The sequence below is a fragment of the Roseateles sp. GW821-FHT09H10 genome (assembly GCF_059415865.1).
Genome location: NZ_JBWKOB010000001.1, coordinates 921,642 through 937,793 on the forward strand (window position 1 = coordinate 921,642; position 16,152 = coordinate 937,793).

At 67.1% G+C, this 16,152-nt stretch carries 22 protein-coding genes; 8 read left to right on the forward strand and 14 right to left on the reverse strand.

Going from position 1 to position 16,152, the window contains the following annotated elements:
- Positions 1-26 precede the first annotated feature (26 nt).
- Complete coding sequence (locus AC07OY_RS04210) at positions 27-434, reverse strand: hypothetical protein (protein WP_495041272.1); 408 nt, start codon at positions 432-434, stop codon at positions 27-29.
- A gap of 291 nt (positions 435-725) precedes the next feature.
- Here AC07OY_RS04210 and AC07OY_RS04215 point away from each other — a divergent pair, with 291 nt between their 5' ends.
- Positions 726-1,370 (forward strand): sigma-70 family RNA polymerase sigma factor, encoded by a 645-nt coding sequence (locus AC07OY_RS04215; protein ID WP_495041273.1) that lies wholly within the window; start codon positions 726-728, stop codon positions 1,368-1,370.
- Between the two features lie 44 nt (positions 1,371-1,414).
- Here the strand turns inward: AC07OY_RS04215 and AC07OY_RS04220 are convergent, their stop codons facing one another.
- Entirely contained in the window at positions 1,415-1,594 is a 180-nt protein-coding gene (locus tag AC07OY_RS04220) for a hypothetical protein (RefSeq protein ID WP_495041274.1), read from the reverse strand.
- 224 nt (positions 1,595-1,818) lie between these two features.
- Here AC07OY_RS04220 and AC07OY_RS04225 point away from each other — a divergent pair, with 224 nt between their 5' ends.
- Positions 1,819-2,091 carry a hypothetical protein gene (locus AC07OY_RS04225; RefSeq protein ID WP_495041275.1) on the forward strand — a complete coding sequence of 91 codons (273 nt, stop codon included), beginning with the start codon at positions 1,819-1,821 and terminating at the stop codon, positions 2,089-2,091.
- Positions 2,092-2,209: 118 nt separating this feature from the next.
- The gene (locus AC07OY_RS04230) at positions 2,210-2,962 is read left to right on the forward strand and encodes a PEP-CTERM sorting domain-containing protein (RefSeq protein WP_495041276.1); all 753 of its coding nucleotides are present in this window, start codon (positions 2,210-2,212) and stop codon (positions 2,960-2,962) included.
- A 75-nt stretch (positions 2,963-3,037) separates the two neighbouring features.
- Here AC07OY_RS04230 and trxC read toward each other — a convergent pair whose 3' ends face one another.
- The gene (trxC, locus tag AC07OY_RS04235; protein ID WP_495041277.1) at positions 3,038-3,460 is read right to left on the reverse strand and encodes a thioredoxin TrxC; all 423 of its coding nucleotides are present in this window, start codon (positions 3,458-3,460) and stop codon (positions 3,038-3,040) included.
- Positions 3,461-3,543: 83 nt separating this feature from the next.
- On the reverse strand, positions 3,544-4,116 hold the full coding sequence (locus AC07OY_RS04240; protein WP_495041278.1) for a TetR/AcrR family transcriptional regulator: 573 nt from the start codon (positions 4,114-4,116) through the stop codon (positions 3,544-3,546).
- A gap of 109 nt (positions 4,117-4,225) precedes the next feature.
- Between AC07OY_RS04240 and AC07OY_RS04245 the strand changes: the two genes are divergently transcribed.
- The gene (locus tag AC07OY_RS04245; protein ID WP_495041279.1) at positions 4,226-5,518 is read left to right on the forward strand and encodes an MFS transporter; all 1,293 of its coding nucleotides are present in this window, start codon (positions 4,226-4,228) and stop codon (positions 5,516-5,518) included.
- A gap of 32 nt (positions 5,519-5,550) precedes the next feature.
- Here the strand turns inward: AC07OY_RS04245 and AC07OY_RS04250 are convergent, their stop codons facing one another.
- The 6 genes from AC07OY_RS04250 to AC07OY_RS04275 form a co-directional block, all read right to left on the reverse strand.
- Positions 5,551-6,093, reverse strand: a complete 543-nt coding sequence (locus tag AC07OY_RS04250) for a hypothetical protein (protein WP_495041280.1) — start codon at positions 6,091-6,093, stop codon at positions 5,551-5,553.
- Positions 6,094-6,160: 67 nt separating this feature from the next.
- A complete protein-coding gene (locus AC07OY_RS04255) occupies positions 6,161-6,955 on the reverse strand; it encodes a DUF4349 domain-containing protein (protein ID WP_495041281.1) in 795 nt (264 codons plus the stop codon).
- Between the two features lie 83 nt (positions 6,956-7,038).
- The gene (locus AC07OY_RS04260) at positions 7,039-7,272 is read right to left on the reverse strand and encodes a hypothetical protein (RefSeq protein WP_495041282.1); all 234 of its coding nucleotides are present in this window, start codon (positions 7,270-7,272) and stop codon (positions 7,039-7,041) included.
- Positions 7,273-7,382: 110 nt separating this feature from the next.
- The gene (locus AC07OY_RS04265) at positions 7,383-8,756 is read right to left on the reverse strand and encodes a sensor histidine kinase (RefSeq protein ID WP_495041283.1); all 1,374 of its coding nucleotides are present in this window, start codon (positions 8,754-8,756) and stop codon (positions 7,383-7,385) included.
- The gene (locus AC07OY_RS04270; protein WP_495041284.1) at positions 8,725-9,411 is read right to left on the reverse strand and encodes a response regulator transcription factor; all 687 of its coding nucleotides are present in this window, start codon (positions 9,409-9,411) and stop codon (positions 8,725-8,727) included. Before AC07OY_RS04270 ends, AC07OY_RS04265 begins: the two co-directional genes overlap by 32 nt.
- On the reverse strand, positions 9,411-10,211 hold the full coding sequence (locus tag AC07OY_RS04275) for a MipA/OmpV family protein (RefSeq protein WP_495041285.1): 801 nt from the start codon (positions 10,209-10,211) through the stop codon (positions 9,411-9,413). Before AC07OY_RS04275 ends, AC07OY_RS04270 begins: the two co-directional genes overlap by 1 nt.
- A gap of 250 nt (positions 10,212-10,461) precedes the next feature.
- On the opposite strand from AC07OY_RS04275, the gene AC07OY_RS04280 reads away from it, so the two are divergent.
- Positions 10,462-10,617, forward strand: coding sequence for a hypothetical protein (locus tag AC07OY_RS04280; protein ID WP_495041286.1), 156 nt, complete (start codon positions 10,462-10,464; stop codon positions 10,615-10,617).
- Positions 10,618-10,678: 61 nt separating this feature from the next.
- Positions 10,679-11,395 carry an MlaA family lipoprotein gene (locus tag AC07OY_RS04285; protein WP_495041287.1) on the forward strand — a complete coding sequence of 239 codons (717 nt, stop codon included), beginning with the start codon at positions 10,679-10,681 and terminating at the stop codon, positions 11,393-11,395.
- 10 nt (positions 11,396-11,405) lie between these two features.
- Here AC07OY_RS04285 and AC07OY_RS04290 read toward each other — a convergent pair whose 3' ends face one another.
- From AC07OY_RS04290 to AC07OY_RS04305, 4 genes are all read right to left on the reverse strand, one after another.
- The gene (locus AC07OY_RS04290) at positions 11,406-11,840 is read right to left on the reverse strand and encodes a universal stress protein (protein WP_495041288.1); all 435 of its coding nucleotides are present in this window, start codon (positions 11,838-11,840) and stop codon (positions 11,406-11,408) included.
- A gap of 81 nt (positions 11,841-11,921) precedes the next feature.
- Complete coding sequence (locus tag AC07OY_RS04295; protein WP_495041289.1) at positions 11,922-12,746, reverse strand: sulfurtransferase; 825 nt, start codon at positions 12,744-12,746, stop codon at positions 11,922-11,924.
- A gap of 2 nt (positions 12,747-12,748) precedes the next feature.
- A complete protein-coding gene (locus tag AC07OY_RS04300; protein WP_495041290.1) occupies positions 12,749-13,651 on the reverse strand; it encodes a DMT family transporter in 903 nt (300 codons plus the stop codon).
- Positions 13,651-14,763, reverse strand: coding sequence for an aromatic ring-hydroxylating oxygenase subunit alpha (locus tag AC07OY_RS04305; RefSeq protein WP_495041291.1), 1,113 nt, complete (start codon positions 14,761-14,763; stop codon positions 13,651-13,653). The genes AC07OY_RS04300 and AC07OY_RS04305 overlap by 1 nt, the downstream gene beginning before the upstream one ends.
- Positions 14,764-14,996: 233 nt before the next feature.
- Here AC07OY_RS04305 and xseB point away from each other — a divergent pair, with 233 nt between their 5' ends.
- A complete protein-coding gene (xseB, locus tag AC07OY_RS04310) occupies positions 14,997-15,257 on the forward strand; it encodes an exodeoxyribonuclease VII small subunit (RefSeq protein ID WP_310262216.1) in 261 nt (86 codons plus the stop codon).
- Positions 15,254-16,141 (forward strand): polyprenyl synthetase family protein, encoded by an 888-nt coding sequence (locus AC07OY_RS04315; RefSeq protein WP_495041292.1) that lies wholly within the window; start codon positions 15,254-15,256, stop codon positions 16,139-16,141. The genes xseB and AC07OY_RS04315 overlap by 4 nt, the downstream gene beginning before the upstream one ends.
- The last annotated feature ends 11 nt before the right edge of the window (positions 16,142-16,152 follow it).

The window sequence follows — 16,152 nt, forward strand, 5'->3', positions numbered from 1 at the left end:
CGCGGTGCAGGCAATCGGGGCATTGCTCAGTTCACGATCCATGCCGATAGCGTCACCGGAAACACGGCATTGCTGTTCGCCCCCCACAGCTGAAGCCGAAGCTTGGTGGTTTTGACATCAACGCTCATCTGGTAGGTCCCGCCGATGGGATCCGTCTTTGGAATGTAGATCTGCTTGTCCATCACATTCGTCCAACTCACTCCGCCATCTGGCGAAGTTTGCAGCCTCACGGTGTAGGAGTCCTGCGGGGTGGAGCCGCCGGTCTTCACATAGACGGTGTACGTCTTGTCTGCAGACGAAATAGGCGCGACCGGTGAAACGCCGGTGGTGTAGGCCACCTGGCCATTCCATACCTGCGTGGAGGTGATCTGGGCCGAGCAGACAGACGCGAATGCGAATGCCGTGATTGCAAGCAGTCTCTTGATGACTTTCATAGTGTTCCTCTCTGAGGCCTTGATGGTTGGTCTGTTGTGACGGTTGTAATGACTATCTAGTTCGTTTTCTGCCCTCAATGCTGGTCGGCTTCATGCTGCCATTCTGCAAACGCCGATCTGATCTCCTGGCTGGTAGGAGGGCAAGCTTCTTCCTATGGGGAGGGGACGAGATGGCCGTCACTTTGTCGCCCGTCTCCGGGTCGGGTGAACACCAGTGCGAACTCTCCGCCCCTGTGCTGATACTCGGCGGCGCCGTTCAATCTTGAGCGACGCTTAGCAGACCAGCATTGCATGCAACTGGACGCCTACACGCCGCTCGTTCAGCGCATAGCTATCCGGATTCACTCACGCACAGGTGACAGTGAATTTGATCTGGCTGACCTTATGCAGTGCGGCATGGTCGGCTTGCTGGAGGCAGCCCATAGGTACATCCCGACGCGCGGTGCTCTGTTCGAAACTTACGCGGAATACCGGATCAACGGCGCGATCCTTAGTGGCCTTCCGACCTATAGCGAACGCCAGCGGCAGTTGGCCGTTCGTCGCGAACAGGCGCGCGAGCAGACCAGTTCGTTGTCGCATCGAAAGGTCGCGCAAGAAAACGCTGCCCTGGATTGCTTGAGTGATCTGCAACAGGGACTGGCTTTCGTCTTTGCGCCGCATGAGGATTGCCAGACAGAACAGAGGCCAGCTGCGCCCGACGATGCATACGTCCGTGTCGAGTTGGAACAGCTTCGCAGGCGGGTTGCAAAACTCACGGAGTACCTGCCGGCGGGCGAGCGACGGGTCATCGTCCAACACTATTTTCAGCAGTCGCCGTTCGAAGAAATCGCACGAGACCTGGCGCTGACGAAGGGGCGCGTATCGCAACTGCACCATGCAGGCTTGCGGCGACTGCGAGAGCACCTTCGGGGCCTCAAGGCCGCTGACCTTCTGTAGTGCTACGCGTAGCGAACGGCGAGGGTCGGCGCTCCAGTGCGAACCTAGATGAACCGGACGTGGCGTCCTTCGAAGCACTCAAAGATGTCGCGCCAAGAGTCCGCGTCAAGTTCATCGACATCGACCGCGTGTAAGAACTGAACCTTCCTGAACTCGTCGCGCATGGCCTCGGGCCACGGTTCGTGATGGGTGCGGTCGGCGGTGCGGCGCTCGGCGAGGTGCATGGCGTTCTCCGTGGGGCTTTCTGGATTTGGTGGCTGCTGGCTCATGGCGTCGCAGTGTCCGAATCCTTGCTCGCAGTGGATATCACCCTCAAGGAGGAGGCCGACGGGCCGCCTCCCCCAAAAGGGGGAGAACCCCGCCAGCAAATCCCCACTCAGGGCGATGGCCTGTGGTGGGGGCGGCCGAGAAACTGGCGGTCATCGAAAGCACCCACCAAGGAGCCGCCATGCAAGTCGTCACCAATGCCGCCCACCGTGCCATCCAGTTCCCCGGCCTGTTCTCGCGCTCCACGGACAAGATCCAGCCGATTCAGCGCAACGTACAGCGCACCTACGCCAACGAAGTCCGCGACAGAATCCTGCGCCAGACCCGTCAGATGAGCGGCACGCAGTCGCACAACCGGCGCGTCCAATTCCTGTCGGGCGTCGATGTGCGAGAGATCAGCATGGAGGAATGGGTCAATGCCAACGAGACGTTCAAGCCGGTCTGGCTGGGCTGACGTCCCGCGGCGTCAGGTCGAACGTGTCGGCGCGCTCCGGTGCCCCCCCGATCTTGAGGCCGCGAATGGGTTCTCGTCTGGGTATCCTCTCGGATTGAGATTTCAGGGAGGAAAAAGAATGAAGCTCGGTAGTTCCGTAAGCTTGGCAACCGCGCCGCGCGGGTGGTTCATGGCGTCTGTTATGGCTCTCGCGGCCCTCGCGCCTCTGTCTGGAGCCAACGCCCAATCCGTTTCTGGACAGGGTACATGGGAAACCACGCTGTTGCCTCGTGATTTGGACGGGAACATCGCAAACGGCCCGGAGGCTTTTTACGACACGGATCTCGACATCACTTGGCTCCGCCTGGTCACACCGCAGTACTGGTTTGACTTCAGCGTCGCTCAGTCGGTGGCTGCGTTTCCCCGGTTCGGGTTGAGTGGCTGGCGATTGCCGAAAACGACAGACACCGGCGCACCCGGCTGCGACGTATTTTCGTACAGCGGGGGAACGGATTGCGGTTACGGTGTCGATCCGAGCACCAGCGAGATGGCTCATCTCTTCTTCGTGAGCCTAGGCAACATCGGGGCTATGCCGCCGGGGCCAGGACAAATTTATACGATGCCTGAGAACGCTGGACTGACGAACACCGGCAATTTCCAGGGTCTGGCGGGGGGCAACTATTGGTCAGGTACGTTGGACAGCAACTATTGGTACTCAGCTTGGTCGTTCAATACCTACTATGGCTCTCAAGGGCCGGACTACATGTCCTCTGCCAAGTCTGCAATGTTCGTGCGTGATGGCGATGTCGCCGCCGTGCCTGAGCCGGCCTCCTTCGCGTTGTTTTGCGTCGGACTGGGATTAGTCGGCGCAGCAGCTCGCCGCCGAAGCTGACGACAATCGCACGCCACCTCGGCAGCGAGGCTGAGTTGGTTATCGCTCATCCGTTGACGTTAAGCCCAATAGAGGTCAAGACAGGCAGCCATCCGCCCAGTCCCCCAACTGCGCCGCCGTCATCGCCCCACTCTGCCTCGCCACCTCCCGCCCGCGGACGAACAGCACCGTCGTCGGAATACTCCGAATCTGCAGGCTGGCGCTGGTGCGCTTTGCCGCATCGCTGTCCACCTTGACGAAGCGGATGTCCGGCCGCGCGGCGGCGAGTTGTTCGAAGTGCGGTGCATACGAGCGGCAGGGGCCGCACCAGGCAGCCCAGAAGTCCACCAGCACCGGCGCCTCCGTGCCCTGCAGATAGGGACCGAGGTCGGCATCGCCGAGTGCCACGGGCTTGCGTGGCGCCACCGGCCCGCCGCACTTGCCGCAGGTGGGGTCTTCGGCGATGCGTTCATCCGGCACGCGGTTGCGGGTGCCGCATTGGGGGCAGGCGAGGATCATGGTGTCGAATTTAGTCCAAGGGTTCTGGGGCAGCGCCGTGCGCTGAGCCGCATGCGGGCGTAGGCCTCGCCTGACAGGGGTGCTCAGTCGGCCAGGTTCTCGATCTGCCGGCGCACCTGCTTCAACACCTCATTGGCCAGGGCTTCGTCGGTCTTGGCGACGCCGCGCGAGATGGCCATGGCGCCGATGAGGGCGGCCACGGCCATGGTGGCCTTGGCAGGGTCCTTGCCCTGCGGGTCGAGCACGGCCTGCAGGCCGTCGCGCAACTCCACGAAGCCGGCCGTGTAGCTCTGGCTGACGGCCTCGCTCTGACGGCCGGTGTCGCAGGCGGACGTGACCACCGGGCAGCCGGCCGCCTGGTCGTCGCGCACGCGGCGGCTCAGGTATTGGTCGAGGTAGGTGGCCAGCGTCGGCGCCTTGCCGCTGCCGGCCTTGGTCGTCCAGTCGTAACCCTTGCGGAAGCTGTGGGCAAAGGCCTGGGCGGCGAGGTCCTGCTTGTCGGTGAAGTGCTTGTAGAGCGCGCCGTGCGTGAGGCCGGCGGCCTTGCAGATGTCGGCCACGCCGACGCCGTCGATGCCGTGCTGCTTGAACAGCCTGGCCGCCGCGTCCAACAGCGCCTGGCGGTTCAGTTCCGACTGTTCCTTGGTGACCTTCATCTCGTGGCTCCCGCAAAGACTTGGGCAGGGCAGGGTGATTGCATGGTTTTGATTATGACTGATACCATTGTGTTTTGAAATCAATCGCAATCAAAAGCAGAGGTGAACGATGTTGGCTTCCCGTCTTGCCCAGTCGCTGCAGCGGCGCGGCATCCACTACGCCTGGGTGGTGGCCGCGCTGACCTTCCTGGCCATGCTGATCACGTCGGCGGCGCTGGGCCTGCCGGGGGCGCTGCTGCAGCCGCTGACGAAGGAGTTCGGCTGGAGCACGGCCGAGCTGTCGTCGGTGTTCGCGACGCGCTTTGCGCTGTTCGGCCTGCTGGGCCCGTTCGCCGCCGTGGTGCTGATGCGCTATGGCGTGCGCCATGTGGTGGCGCTGGCGGCGGGCATCATCGGCGGCACGCTGTTGCTGGGCGTCTTCATGCAGAACCTGGCCCAGGCCTTCGTGCTGTGGGGCGTGGTGCTGGGCCTGGGCACCGGCATGACGGCCATGGTGCTGGGCGCCATCGTCGTGAACCGCTGGTTCGTGCAGCGCAAGGGCCTGGTCATGGGCCTGCTGGCGGGCAGCAGCGCCACGGGGCAGCTCGTCTTCCTGCCGCTGGCCACCTGGCTGATCGAGAACCATGGCTGGCGCTCTGCGCTCTATCCCGTCGTTGCGGCCACCGCGGTGCTGGCGGTGCTGGTGCTGCTGTTCGTGCGCAACTCGCCGACCGACCTGGGCCTGCTCGCCTACGGCGCCACGGAGGCCGAGACGGCGGCCGCCAACAACGCGCCCAAGCCCACCTGGAAGCTGCCGTTTGAAACGCTGGCGAGTGCCTCGCGCGTGCCGGCCTTCTGGATCCTGGCCGGCAGCTTCTTCATCTGCGGCCTGAGCACCAACGGCCTGGTGCAGACCCACTTCATCTCGCTGTGCGGCGACCGTGGCCTGGGCCCGGTGCCGGCGGCGTCGGTGCTGGCGATGATGGGCGTCTTCGACCTCATCGGCACGACGCTGTCGGGCTGGCTGTCGGACCGCTTCGACAACCGCAAGCTGCTGTTCTGGTACTACGGCCTGCGCGGCCTGTCGCTGTTCTGGCTGCCGTACTCGGACTTCACGGTGGCCGGCCTGTCGATCTTCGCCATGTTCTACGGGCTGGACTGGATCGCCACCGTGCCGCCCACCGTCAAGCTGGCCGGGCAGGTCTTCGGCCCGGCGCGCGCCGGCCTGGTGTTCGGCTGGGTGTTCGCCTTCCACCAGCTGGGTGCGGCGGCTGCGGCGGTGGGCGCGGGCTTCTCGCGCTCGGTGCTGCTGTCGTATTCGCCCGCGCTGTTCGTGGCGGGCGCGGCCTGCCTCATCGCGGCCGTGGCGGTGATGGGGGTGCGCTCATCCGCCGCCAGGGTGGCGACGGTGCCGGCGAACTGAAGACTCCGCCGGGCGGGCAACGGCCAGGCGTTTCAGTCGCCCCTGCGCCGGCGCTGGAACCACGCGGCCAGGCCGTACACCGCCAGGCCGACGGCCAGCGCCGGCACCAGGGTCACGACCAGATTGCCATCCGGCGTGGCCCAGGACACCGCACCCGCCGTGACGAAGGCCGCGACCAGGCCGGCCACGGCGGGCAAGCCGGGCCGTGGGCGGGCTTGCTGATGGGCGGGCTTCATGGCGTGGTCATCCGGTTCAAAGATCCAATCGCCCGCGGCGGCGTAGACCGCGCCATCGTCGTCCTGAACCTTGGCCCTGAGCGCAGCAGCGATCCGCAGCATCTTGCCGTACAGCGCGGTGTCAGGCCATTTGCTGCTGATGTTGCCCGACGACCAATCCAGCCAGGGCTCGGCGTATGTCGATGGGCCGGTCCACACGACAAAGCCGGGGCCGTTCTCCGGCCGCAACTCCAACTCGGGGTCGCTCTCGACATAGGCAAGCCATTCGTGGATAGCGATCTCTGACTGCGCGTTTTCAGCCCAGAACTCCGCTCGCGTGATGTGCAGTTCCACGCCCATCAGTGCCCTTCAAGTTGACCTTCGGCGGACACACCAGACACCGGCTTCTCCAACACGGATGTGCTCCCTACTGCGGCTTGCGCCGGCGCCAGAGCTTGCGGGCCATCCACAAGCCCAGCCCGAGGATGATGGACCACGGCAGCAGATAGGCGACGCCCGTGATGGCCGAGGAAATGCCCTGGGACAGGCTGCCACCGAAGTCCGAGGCGGCCAGCGAGATCGGTTCCCAGAACGACGAGTTGCGGCCGGTGCGGATGCTGATGTTGAGGATCTCGGTCTCCACCCGCAGCGTCAGGCTGGCCTGCTTGCCGTTGATCCTCTCGAGCTCGCTCTGCACTTCCGCCAGCTCATGGGTCAGCTTGATCAGGGCCGCGGCGTCGTTGCCCGGGCGCTTGCGCAAGGCCTCGAGCTCCGAGCGATAGCTGGTCAGCATGGCCAGCTTGCGCTCGCCGTCTTCGATGGGCCCGGCCAGGTCTTCGGCGTGGGTGGACTGCTCGGTCACGTCCGCCTGCTTGCTGAGCGCCGCGATCAGCTGCTGGATGCCCTGGGGCCTGGCCCTGAAGCGCAGGGATGCCGACGCGGATCGGCCGGTGCTGATGTTCGATTCCAGCACCGTGCATTGCTCGGCCGAGGCCTGCTGGCAGGCGGCCAGCGCCGCCGCGTGAACTTCCGCGACCTTGTCTGCCTGGGTGTCGAGCTGGATCGAGTGCACATAGGCCAGCGTGCGACGCGGACTGTCGGCCGCCTTGCCGCGCTCGGGCGCCGCCGCCTTGGACATGCCCTGTAGCGGTCCGGATTCGCTCTTGTTGGAGCAACCAGTGATGGCGACGAGCAGCAGGCAGGCGATCAGCAGACGATGCATCGGGAAGTGGGGCCGTTGGCAGCCGGGGGGTCTGGATAGGGGCCATGTTAGGAGGCCTTTGCACCGCCAAGGCGGCGAGCCGGTCAGCGAGCCGGGGCGGGCTCCTGATCTCGATGGCTGGCGTGGCTGCGGTTATCAAGATCCCGCTCGGGCAGGATGGTGACGGTGTAGCGCCTGGCATTGAGCAGGCGCAGGACGCCGCGGCCTGCCCGGTCCGCGAGGCGCGCGCTGGCGTAAGGTCCCAGCCGCTTGGCGGGATAAAGGCCCTGGGCATCGACGATCTCGATCCAGTGCCTGTCGTCGTTGATGTCTGCCATTGCATGGACCTCCATGAGCTGCCGGGCCCGCAGTGTGCAGAGCGGCGGTGAGGCCCCTATGAGGTCTGTGTGAAGTGCGGCCGTGGGCCGCGCCGGTGCGCGGGCCTGGATCAGGCCGGCCAGGCCTGGCGTGCCACCACCAGGCGCAGGCCCGGGTCGCCATGCCGGGCCGTCAGCGTCCAGCCATGGGCCTGGGCGATCTCCTGGCAGATGGCCAGGCCCAGTCCGGCGCCGACGTCGCGGCGGTGGGCGCCGCGCCAGAAGCGCGTGAACAGCTGGGGCAGCTGGTCGGGCGTGACACCGGGGCCGAAGTCGCGCACCGACAGCGTGGCGGCGTCCACGTCGATGACGATGGCCGTGCCGGCCGGCGCGTGCTGCACGGCGTTCTCCAGCAGGTTCTTGAGCAGGGTGAAGAGGGCGCCGCGATCGGCGTTCCAGGTCACGGGGGCGGGTGGGCCGGCCAGCTCGATGCCCACCTGTGCGGCGCGCGCCATGCGGGCCAGGTAGTCGGCGGCCTCGCGCGCGACGTCGAGCACGTCGACCGGCGCAAAGCCGTAGTTGTGCGCCTCGCTGGCCTCGGCCAGCAGCAGCAGCTGCTGCACCTGGCGCGTCATGTGGGCCACGTCGCGCAGCAGCGAGTCGCGCTCGTCGCCGGGCGCGGTCAGCTCGATCTGCGCGCGGATCAGGGCCAGCGGCGTCTTCAGCTCGTGGGCCGCCGTGGCGAGGAATTCCTGCTGCACGCGGTAGCCGTGCTCCACCCGTTCCAGCACGCGGTTGAAGCTCTCCACCAGCGGCGCGATCTCGGTCGGGGCGCGCTCGCTCTGCAACCTGGCGTGCAGGGAGCGTGGCGAGATCGCGGCCGCCGCGGCCGACAGCTCCTGCAAGGGCTTTTGCACATGGCGCATCGTGATGAAGGCGCAGACGCCGAACACGAACAGCAGCACCGCGCTGAACAGGCCGATGCCTATGCCCATGAAGGGCAGGGCGAACTCCAGCCGGATCAACTCGGCCAGCCTCGCGCTGTTGGCCATCTGGAAATACCACTTTTGACCGCCGTGTTCCAGGACGGCGGTGGCGCCTTGGAACGGGATGCCTGCCCGCTTGAAATCAATGCGTCCTGGCTTTGGCGGCCCCGCCTGCCCGCCGCTCGGCGGCCAGAAGGCATCGCCCGCCTGCGATTGCAGGACGACCCGTCCCGAGCTGTCGAGGACGCGATACGCCACCTCTTCCTTCATGGTCTCGAAGACCCAGGCATGCTCCTCGTCAAAGCCGACGGGCTTTCCTGACGCGTCGAACCTCATGTGTTCGCCCAGGCCTTCGGCGTTCTCGTTGACGTCTTCCTCCACCAGGATGGGGCTGTTGAAGGTCAGCAGGCCCTTGACGGTCAGCACGATGATCAGCAGGCTCAGGACCACGCCCGCGATGTAGGCGAGGATGACCTTGAAGCTGAGGCTATTCGTCCACGCCCGATTCACGAAGCGCATATCCCAGATTCCTCACGTTGACGATGCGCTGGCGCGATCCGATGGCCTGCAGCTTGCGGCGCAGGCGGTGCAGGGCGACGTCGAGCGCATTGGGCGTCACGGCCTCGTCCAGCCCCCAGCCGGCGGCTTCGAGCGCGCCGCGCCGCACCGTCTCGCCGGCCTTCTCCACCAGCGCCAGCATGATCTGCATCTCGGCCGCCGCGAGCGTGACGCCTTCTTCGCCGCAGCAAAGCGTGCCGGCATCGGGGCGCAGACTCAGGTCGCCGAGCTGCGGCGCCAGCGTGCGGCTCTGCGCGGGCCGGCGCAGCAGGGCGCGCACGCGCGCCACCATCTCGTCCATCGCGAAAGGCTTGGCGAGATAGTCGTCGGCGCCGGCCTCCAGCCCTTCCACGCGGTCGTGCAGCGCATCGCGGGCCGTCAGCACCAGGCAGGGCGTGCCGAGGCCGGCATCGCGCACGCGCTTCAGCAGGTCCAGCCCGTCGCCACCGGGCAGGCCGCGGTCCAGCACCAGGGCCCGGTAGGGGATCTGCTGCAGGGCCGCCCAGGCGGCGCTCACCCGGTCGACGACGTCGACGGCGATGCCGGCATTCGCCAGCCCCTTGCTGATCAGCTGCGCCAGCCGCTCATGATCCTCGACCAGCAGGATGCGATTCATCAGAAGCGGTAGAGATAGCCCAGCAGCACGCGGTTCTCCGTCGAGCGGTCGACCAGCGGACTGTTCTTGATCTCCTTGGCCAGGCGGGTGACGCCGACGTCGAGGAACATGGAGTGATGGCGGTCGAATAGATAGGCGCCGCGCAGGCCCAGCTCGGCGTTGACGCCGGCTTTGCCGGTGTAGGCCGCGCGGCTTGCGGTGACCTCGTGGCTGCGGACGCCGAAATAGTAGTCGACGTATTTCTTGTCCAGCCACGCGGCGCCCAGGCGCGGCGTCAGCATCATCTGCTGGCCGATGCGGAAGTTCTTCTCCAGGGTCAGGCCGAGGCGCTTGCCCTTGCTGTGGCCGGAGGCGTCGGCCGACCATTCCGCGCTCAGGTGGGCGACGTCGTTGCGCCAGGTGGCCTTGGCGCCGGCCCAGAAGCCGCCCTTGCGCTCGTCCATGCCATTCAGGATGGGGGCGTCGCCGGCCTCGTAGCCGCTCATGTCGAAGCGGCCGATCAGACGGAAGTCGATGGATTGCCGCTCGTTGATCCCCAGGCGCGGCAGCTTGACCTCGGCGCCCAGTCCGCTGAACTTGAACCAGCTGTTCTCATAGCTCAGCATGGGCAGCACGCGGGTCTCACGGTCCATGCCGGTGTAGGGCTCTTGCTTGGACATGGCCGCGATACCCAGGCCCCAGGACGAGGCCTCGCCGTCCTTGCCGCCCTGGTCGCCAGGAGCTGCGGCCGCAGCCAGTGGCGCCATCGTTGCGCAGGCCAGGGCCAGGAGTTGAGAGGAGATGAGGTACAGCTGGCGCATGAGCGTTCCCGGGAGGGCAGGTTGAAAGGGCGCCCATCGTCGGTGTCGCCGCCTTACCGCTGACTTACCGGGCGTCTGGGGTGAAGGTCATGGCGCGGTAAGTGCCAGGAAAGTCGGGCGGCCGAACAGTCGCTGCCATGAGATTCACACACCCTTTGCGCATGGCCTGGGCCGTGGCCGGCCGGCTTCGCGCCGCGAGCGCCGCCCAGGAATCGCTGCGCGGCCCCGTTCACTGCACCGAGGACATGTCATGCAAGCCTCCACCAAACGCCTTCTGTCCACCTTCTTCATCGCCGTTGCCGGCGCCGCCGTCTCGCTCGCCGGCGCCGCGCATGCACCGCCGCCGGAGCAGCGCGCTGCCGTGACCTGCGGCCTGCTGGCCCATATCGCCCTCGCGCCGCGGTAAGTGTTGGGCAAGTCGTCCCCGGCCACGATGACCGGGCCATCCGAATGAAGCGAGGTCTCGCATGCCGTCTTTCAAAACTTTCCTGTCCAGCCTGCTGCTGGTTGCCACCGCGCTGCTGTCGGGTTGCGCGACGACGCAGAACCCCGATCCGCTGGAGTCGGTCAACCGCAAGACCTTTGCCTTCAACGAGGGCCTGGACAAGGCGGTGCTGAAGCCGGCGGCCACGGCCTACCAGGCGGTGCTGCCCCAGCCGGTGCGCCAGGGTGTGGGCAACTTCTTCGCCAACCTCGGCGATCCGTGGTCGGGCGTCAACCTGCTGCTGCAGGGGCGGGTGAAGGAAGGCCTGTCCGACTTCGCGCGCTTTGGCACCAACACGACGGTGGGGCTGCTGGGCGTGCTGGATGTAGCAGCCGGCTGGGGCATGCCGCGTCACGGCGAGGCTTTCAGCGACACGCTGGGCGCCTGGGGCGTGGGCGGTGGTGCCTATCTGGTGCTGCCGCTGCTCGGGCCCTCGGATGTGCGCGGCGCGGTGGCGTTGCCGGTCAACAGCCTGGCCAGCGCGACGGGCCAAGTCAGCGACGTGGGCGTGCGCAACACCCTCACGGCGATCAGCATGGTGGACAAGCGCGCCGGCCTGCTGGATGTGACCCGCATCATCGACGAGGCGGCGCTGGACAAATACCTGTTCGTGCGCGACGGCTGGCTGCAGCGGCGTGCCCAGCGCGACAGCGACAGGGCGGGCGCGAAGACAGCGGCCCAGAAGGCCGAGGCCCGCTAGCGGCGCGGCGCTACTTGACGATCAGCACCGGTGTCTGGATGTGGGTCAGCACCTTCTGCGCCTCGCTGCCCATCAGCAGGGCGGCGAAGCCCTTGCGGCCGTGCGAGGCCATGACGATGAGATCGACGTTCTCGGCATTGGCATGGTCGACGATGGCCTCCCAGGCGTGCAGGGCCTCGGCGGTATGGGCCCGGCAGGACAGGCCCTGCGCGGCGGCCGAAGCGCTGACGGCCTCGACGCGCTGGGTGGCGACGCGCTGCTGGGCCTCGATGAACTCCTGCGGCGGCACGGGCTGGATCTCGGAGACCGCGCTGTAGGGGAAAGGCTCCATGACGCTGAGCGTCAGCAGCTGGGCGCCGTGCACCTTGGCGAGCTGGATGGCGGTGTCCACCGCATGGGCGGTGATGTCGGAGCCGTCAGTGGGGACGAGGATGCGCTTGAACATTCGGTCCTCCAGTCGTTGCGGAGAACCACAGTGTGGCCCAACGAGGGCCGCAATGCTTGTCGGAGATCAAGCCTTTGTGCGTCAGCCCTTGGCGATGGGGCGGGCGGGGTCGGACGACCATTCGCTCCAGGAGCCGGGGTAGAGCAGGCTGTCGCCCAGGCCGGCATGGGCCATGGCGAGCAGGTTGTGGCAGGCGGTGACGCCGGAGCCGCATTGCTGGACGATGGCGCCGGCGCCATGTGGCGCGATCAGCGGCGCGAACTCGGCGCGCAGCTGGGCGGCGGGCTTGAAGCGGCCGTCGGCGCCGAGGTTGTCCTTGAAGAAGCGGTTGCTGGCGCCGGGGATGTGGCCGGCGGCCTTGTCCAGGGGCTCGACCTCGCCGCGGAAGCGCTCGGCGGCGCGGGCGTCGATGAGGCGGACGCTGCCAAGCTTCTTCAGCAGCGTCGCCGCGTCGATCTGGCCGACGAGGGGCTGGCCAGGCTGCCAGTCGGTGGGCACGGCCGTCGGGACTTCAGCCGTCATGTCGCCATCCCAGGCGCCGTCCAGAACGGCGACCTCGGCGTGGCCCAGCCAGCGCAGCATCCACCACAGATGGGCGCCGTAGGGGCCGCCCTGGCGGTCGTAGGCGACGACCTGTCGGCCGTTGGCCAGGCCCAGGCGGCGCATCAATGCGGCGAAGGCTTCGCGCTCGGGCAGGGGATGGCGGCCACGAAAGGCGCCGTCCGGGCCGGTCTTGTCGCCGCAGAGGTCGCGGTCCAGGTGCAGGTAGAAGGCGCCCGGGACGTGGCCGGCCGTGTAGGCGCGCTCGCCGGCGTCGGTGTCGGCGAGGTCGAAGCTGCACTCGATGATGAGCGGGTTGGACAGCGCGCGCAGTTCGGCGGGGGTGATCAGCGTCGTGTGGGCCACGGTCAGGTCTCGTTGGGGTTGAACTGGCTGTCTTTTGGCGGCGGGGCGACCTTGGCGCGCAGCAGCGTGGCGGCGATGCCGGCGCCGATGATGAGCAGCATGCCGATGGCGGCATGCCAGGTCAGCACGTCCTTGAACAGCAGCATGCCGTAGATGAAGGAGAACACGATGCCCAGGTATTGCAGGCAGGCGTTCACCAGCGGCCGGCCGATGGAATAGGCGCGCGTCAGGCAGACCTGGGCGGTGGTGGCCAGCACGCCGACGGCCAGCAGCAGGCCGGCGCCCCACAGCGTGTGCGTCTGCAGGCCGCCTTCCGTGATGGCCGTGATGACGGCGCCGGCCACGAAGCCGCCGACGGAGAAGTAGAAGACGACGCGCAGCTCCGGTTCGCCGACGCGGCCCAGGGCCGTCACCTGCAGATAGGCCATCGCGGCGATCATGCCGGACAGCAGGCCGGACAGGCCGTGCCAGAGCTGCTGCTGGTCCAGCGTCGGGCGCAGGATGAGGGCCACGCCGACAAAGCCCAGCAGCACCGAGGCCATCAGCCGCCAGTCCAGCTTCTGCGCGCCCATCAGCACGGCGCCGCCGAGCAGGAAGAGGGCCATCCAGACCGAGGACATGTAGTTCAGCGTCATGGCCGTGGCCAGCGGCAGCTTGCCGATGGCGTAGAACCACAGGCACAGCGAGGTGACGCCGGAGATGCTGCGCCACAGATGCATGCCGGGCAGGCGGGTCTTGAGGCTGATGCCGGCGCGATGCGACAGCACGGCCATCATGATCAGGCCCACCAGGCCGCGGTACATGACGATCTCGCTGGCCGCGTAGAACTCGCTGGCCAGCTTGACGCAGACGCCCATGGTGGCGAACAGCAGCGTCGCCGCCACCATGAGCAGGGGAGCTGGCATCAGCCCACGTTGCCCATCTGCTGGCGGAACCATTCGTGGAAGTGCTGCATGCCGTCTTCCATCGGGCTTTGATACGGGCCGACCTCGTTGTCGCCGCGCATCATCAGGGCCCTGCGGCCGGCGTCCATGCGCTCGGCGATCTCGTCGTCCTCCACGCAGGTCTCCATGTAGGCGGCCTGGTGGGCCTCGACGAAGTCGCGCTCGAAGGCGGCGATCTCCTCGGGGTAGTAGAACTCGACGAGGTTGACGGTCTTCTGCGGCGACACCGGGTGCAGCGTCGACACCACCAGCACATGCGGATACCACTCCACCATGATGTGCGGGTAGTAGGTCAGCCAGATGGCGCCGGCCTCGGGCGGGCGGCCCTCGCGGAACTTCAGCAGCTCGTCGTGCCAGCGCTGGTAGACCGGCGAACCGGGCCGCTCCAGCTCCTTGTGCACGCCCACCGTCTGCACCGAGTGGTGCTTGCCGAACTCCCAGGCCAGGTCGTCGCAGCTGACGAAGGCGCCCAGGCCCGGGTGGAAGGGGCCGACGTGGTAGTCCTCGAGGTAGACCTCGATGAAGGTCTTCCAGTTGTAGTTGCACTCGTGGACCTGGACCTTGTCGAGCACATAGCCGGAGAAGTCCAGCTGGGCGCGGGGCCCGAGCTTGCTCAGCTCGGCGGCGACGTCATGGCCGTTGTCTTCGAACAGCAAACCGTTCCATTCCTGCAACTTGTAACGATTCAGGTTCAGGCAGGGATCGTGGTCGAAGTGGGGGGCGCCGATCAGCTCGCCCTGGTGTGAATATGTCCAGCGGTGCAGGGGGCAGACGATATTGGCCTGGGTGTTGCCGCGGCCGCGCAGCATGACGGCCTGGCGGTGCCGGCAGACGTTGGAGATCAGCTCGATGCCGGTGGCCGACCGCACGAGCGCCCGGCCTTCGCCTTCCTGGGGCAGGGAGTAGTGGTCGCCGATTTCAGGGACGGCCAGTGCATGGCCGACGTAGCGGGGCCCTCGCTGAAAGATGCTGGCCTGCTCGCGCTGGAACAGATCGGAATCGAAATAGGCGCTCACCGGGAGCTGGGTCTGGCTGCGTTGTAGCGCCGAGACGGGGAGGCTCAGGTCGGACATGATCCAGGCGGGTCTTTCAGGCGAGTAGAGGTGCTGCGTCCCTCCGGCGCATCTCGGTGTTGCCGAGTCGGCCAGGTTGCTTGTGTGGTGGAGATAGTGAGTCGCGCGGGCGCGCGCTCGGGCGAGAGGTCCGGGATTCTACCCATGCCGGGCGGTCCGCGGACGAAGGACAGGGCCTGGCTGTGCGGGAATGGCGAAACCCGCTGACTACAATCACCATTTCGCGTTTTGAAATGACAAAGACCTCTCCCCGCACCAAGGCCGCCGCGACCGACGGCGATGCCGATCTCAGCTACGAGCAGGCGCTCGACGAGCTGGAGCGACTGGTGGCGGCCATGGAGGGGCAGCAGCTGCCGCTGGACCAGCTCCTGCACAGCTACAAACGCGGCGCCGAGCTGCTGGCACTGTGCCGCGGCCGGCTGACGGCAGTCGAACAGCAGGTTAGGCTGCTGGATGGTGCCGAACTGAAGGCCTGGGAGGGCCCTGAATCTTGAATGCACAGGACTTTGACCGCTGGGTGCAGGCGTCGCTGAATGCCTTCGAAGCGGCTTTGGACGATCTCGTGCCCGCCACGGCCCCGGCCGGCCTGGGCGAGGCCATGCGCTATGCGGTGTTGGGCGGCGGCAAGCGGCTGCGCCCCTTGCTGGTGCTGGCCAGCTGCGCGGCCGTCGGCGGCGACAGCTTTGCCGCCATGCGCGCGGCCTGCGCGGTTGAACTCATCCATGCCTACTCGCTGGTCCACGACGACATGCCCTGCATGGACGACGACGTGATGCGCCGCGGCAAGCCCACGACCCACGTCGCCTTCGGCGAAGCCCAGGCCATGCTGGCCGGCGACGCCATGCAGGCCCTGGCCTTCGACGTGCTGACGCCCGATACCGGCATCGCCCCGGCCCTGCAGGCGCGGCTGTGCGCGCTGCTGGCCCGCTCCGCCGGCCACGACGGCATGGCCGGCGGCCAGGCCATCGACCTGGCCAGCATCGGCAAGGCCCTGGACGAGCGCACGCTGCGCGACATGCACCGTCGCAAGACGGGGGTGCTGCTGCAGGCCAGCGTCATGATGGGCGCGGCCTGCGGGCCGGCCTCGACACAGGCCACGCAGTCGCTGTCCGACTACGGCGCGGCCCTGGGCCTGGCCTTCCAGGTGGTCGACGACATCCTGGACGTGACCCAGGACTCCGAAGTGCTGGGCAAGACGGCCGGCAAGGACCAGGACGCCAACAAGCCCACCTATGTCAGCGTGCTCGGCCTGGATGCCGCGCGCGCCCTGGCTCAGCAACTGCGCTCGGAAGCCAAGGCGGCCCTGGCCGCCAGCGGCCTGGCCGATGTGAGCCACCTCAGCCTGCTGGCCGACTCCGTCGTCGAGCGGGACAACTGAAGAAGGACCGC

What these genes read in the sequence shown, in the direction of transcription:
- AC07OY_RS04210 (WP_495041272.1), bottom strand. Translation starts at nt 434, where the DNA reads ATGAAAGTCATCAAGAGACTGCTTGCAATCACGGCATTCGCATTCGCG.
- trxC (WP_495041277.1), bottom strand. Translation starts at nt 3,460, where the DNA reads ATGATCCTCGCCTGCCCCCAATGCGGCACCCGCAACCGCGTGCCGGAT.
- AC07OY_RS04255 (WP_495041281.1), bottom strand. Translation starts at nt 6,955, where the DNA reads ATGCATCGTCTGCTGATCGCCTGCCTGCTGCTCGTCGCCATCACTGGT.
- AC07OY_RS04305 (WP_495041291.1), bottom strand. Translation starts at nt 14,763, where the DNA reads ATGTCCGACCTGAGCCTCCCCGTCTCGGCGCTACAACGCAGCCAGACC.
- AC07OY_RS04285 (WP_495041287.1), top strand. Translation starts at nt 10,679, where the DNA reads ATGCCGTCTTTCAAAACTTTCCTGTCCAGCCTGCTGCTGGTTGCCACC.
- AC07OY_RS04245 (WP_495041279.1), top strand. Translation starts at nt 4,226, where the DNA reads ATGTTGGCTTCCCGTCTTGCCCAGTCGCTGCAGCGGCGCGGCATCCAC.
- xseB (WP_310262216.1), top strand. Translation starts at nt 14,997, where the DNA reads ATGACAAAGACCTCTCCCCGCACCAAGGCCGCCGCGACCGACGGCGAT.
- AC07OY_RS04280 (WP_495041286.1), top strand. Translation starts at nt 10,462, where the DNA reads ATGCAAGCCTCCACCAAACGCCTTCTGTCCACCTTCTTCATCGCCGTT.
- AC07OY_RS04260 (WP_495041282.1), bottom strand. Translation starts at nt 7,272, where the DNA reads ATGGCAGACATCAACGACGACAGGCACTGGATCGAGATCGTCGATGCC.
- AC07OY_RS04215 (WP_495041273.1), top strand. Translation starts at nt 726, where the DNA reads ATGCAACTGGACGCCTACACGCCGCTCGTTCAGCGCATAGCTATCCGG.
- AC07OY_RS04275 (WP_495041285.1), bottom strand. Translation starts at nt 10,211, where the DNA reads ATGCGCCAGCTGTACCTCATCTCCTCTCAACTCCTGGCCCTGGCCTGC.
- AC07OY_RS04300 (WP_495041290.1), bottom strand. Translation starts at nt 13,651, where the DNA reads ATGCCAGCTCCCCTGCTCATGGTGGCGGCGACGCTGCTGTTCGCCACC.
- AC07OY_RS04270 (WP_495041284.1), bottom strand. Translation starts at nt 9,411, where the DNA reads ATGAATCGCATCCTGCTGGTCGAGGATCATGAGCGGCTGGCGCAGCTG.
- AC07OY_RS04290 (WP_495041288.1), bottom strand. Translation starts at nt 11,840, where the DNA reads ATGTTCAAGCGCATCCTCGTCCCCACTGACGGCTCCGACATCACCGCC.
- AC07OY_RS04240 (WP_495041278.1), bottom strand. Translation starts at nt 4,116, where the DNA reads ATGAAGGTCACCAAGGAACAGTCGGAACTGAACCGCCAGGCGCTGTTG.
- AC07OY_RS04250 (WP_495041280.1), bottom strand. Translation starts at nt 6,093, where the DNA reads ATGGGCGTGGAACTGCACATCACGCGAGCGGAGTTCTGGGCTGAAAAC.
- AC07OY_RS04225 (WP_495041275.1), top strand. Translation starts at nt 1,819, where the DNA reads ATGCAAGTCGTCACCAATGCCGCCCACCGTGCCATCCAGTTCCCCGGC.
- AC07OY_RS04220 (WP_495041274.1), bottom strand. Translation starts at nt 1,594, where the DNA reads ATGCACCTCGCCGAGCGCCGCACCGCCGACCGCACCCATCACGAACCG.
- AC07OY_RS04230 (WP_495041276.1), top strand. Translation starts at nt 2,210, where the DNA reads ATGAAGCTCGGTAGTTCCGTAAGCTTGGCAACCGCGCCGCGCGGGTGG.
- AC07OY_RS04265 (WP_495041283.1), bottom strand. Translation starts at nt 8,756, where the DNA reads ATGCGCTTCGTGAATCGGGCGTGGACGAATAGCCTCAGCTTCAAGGTC.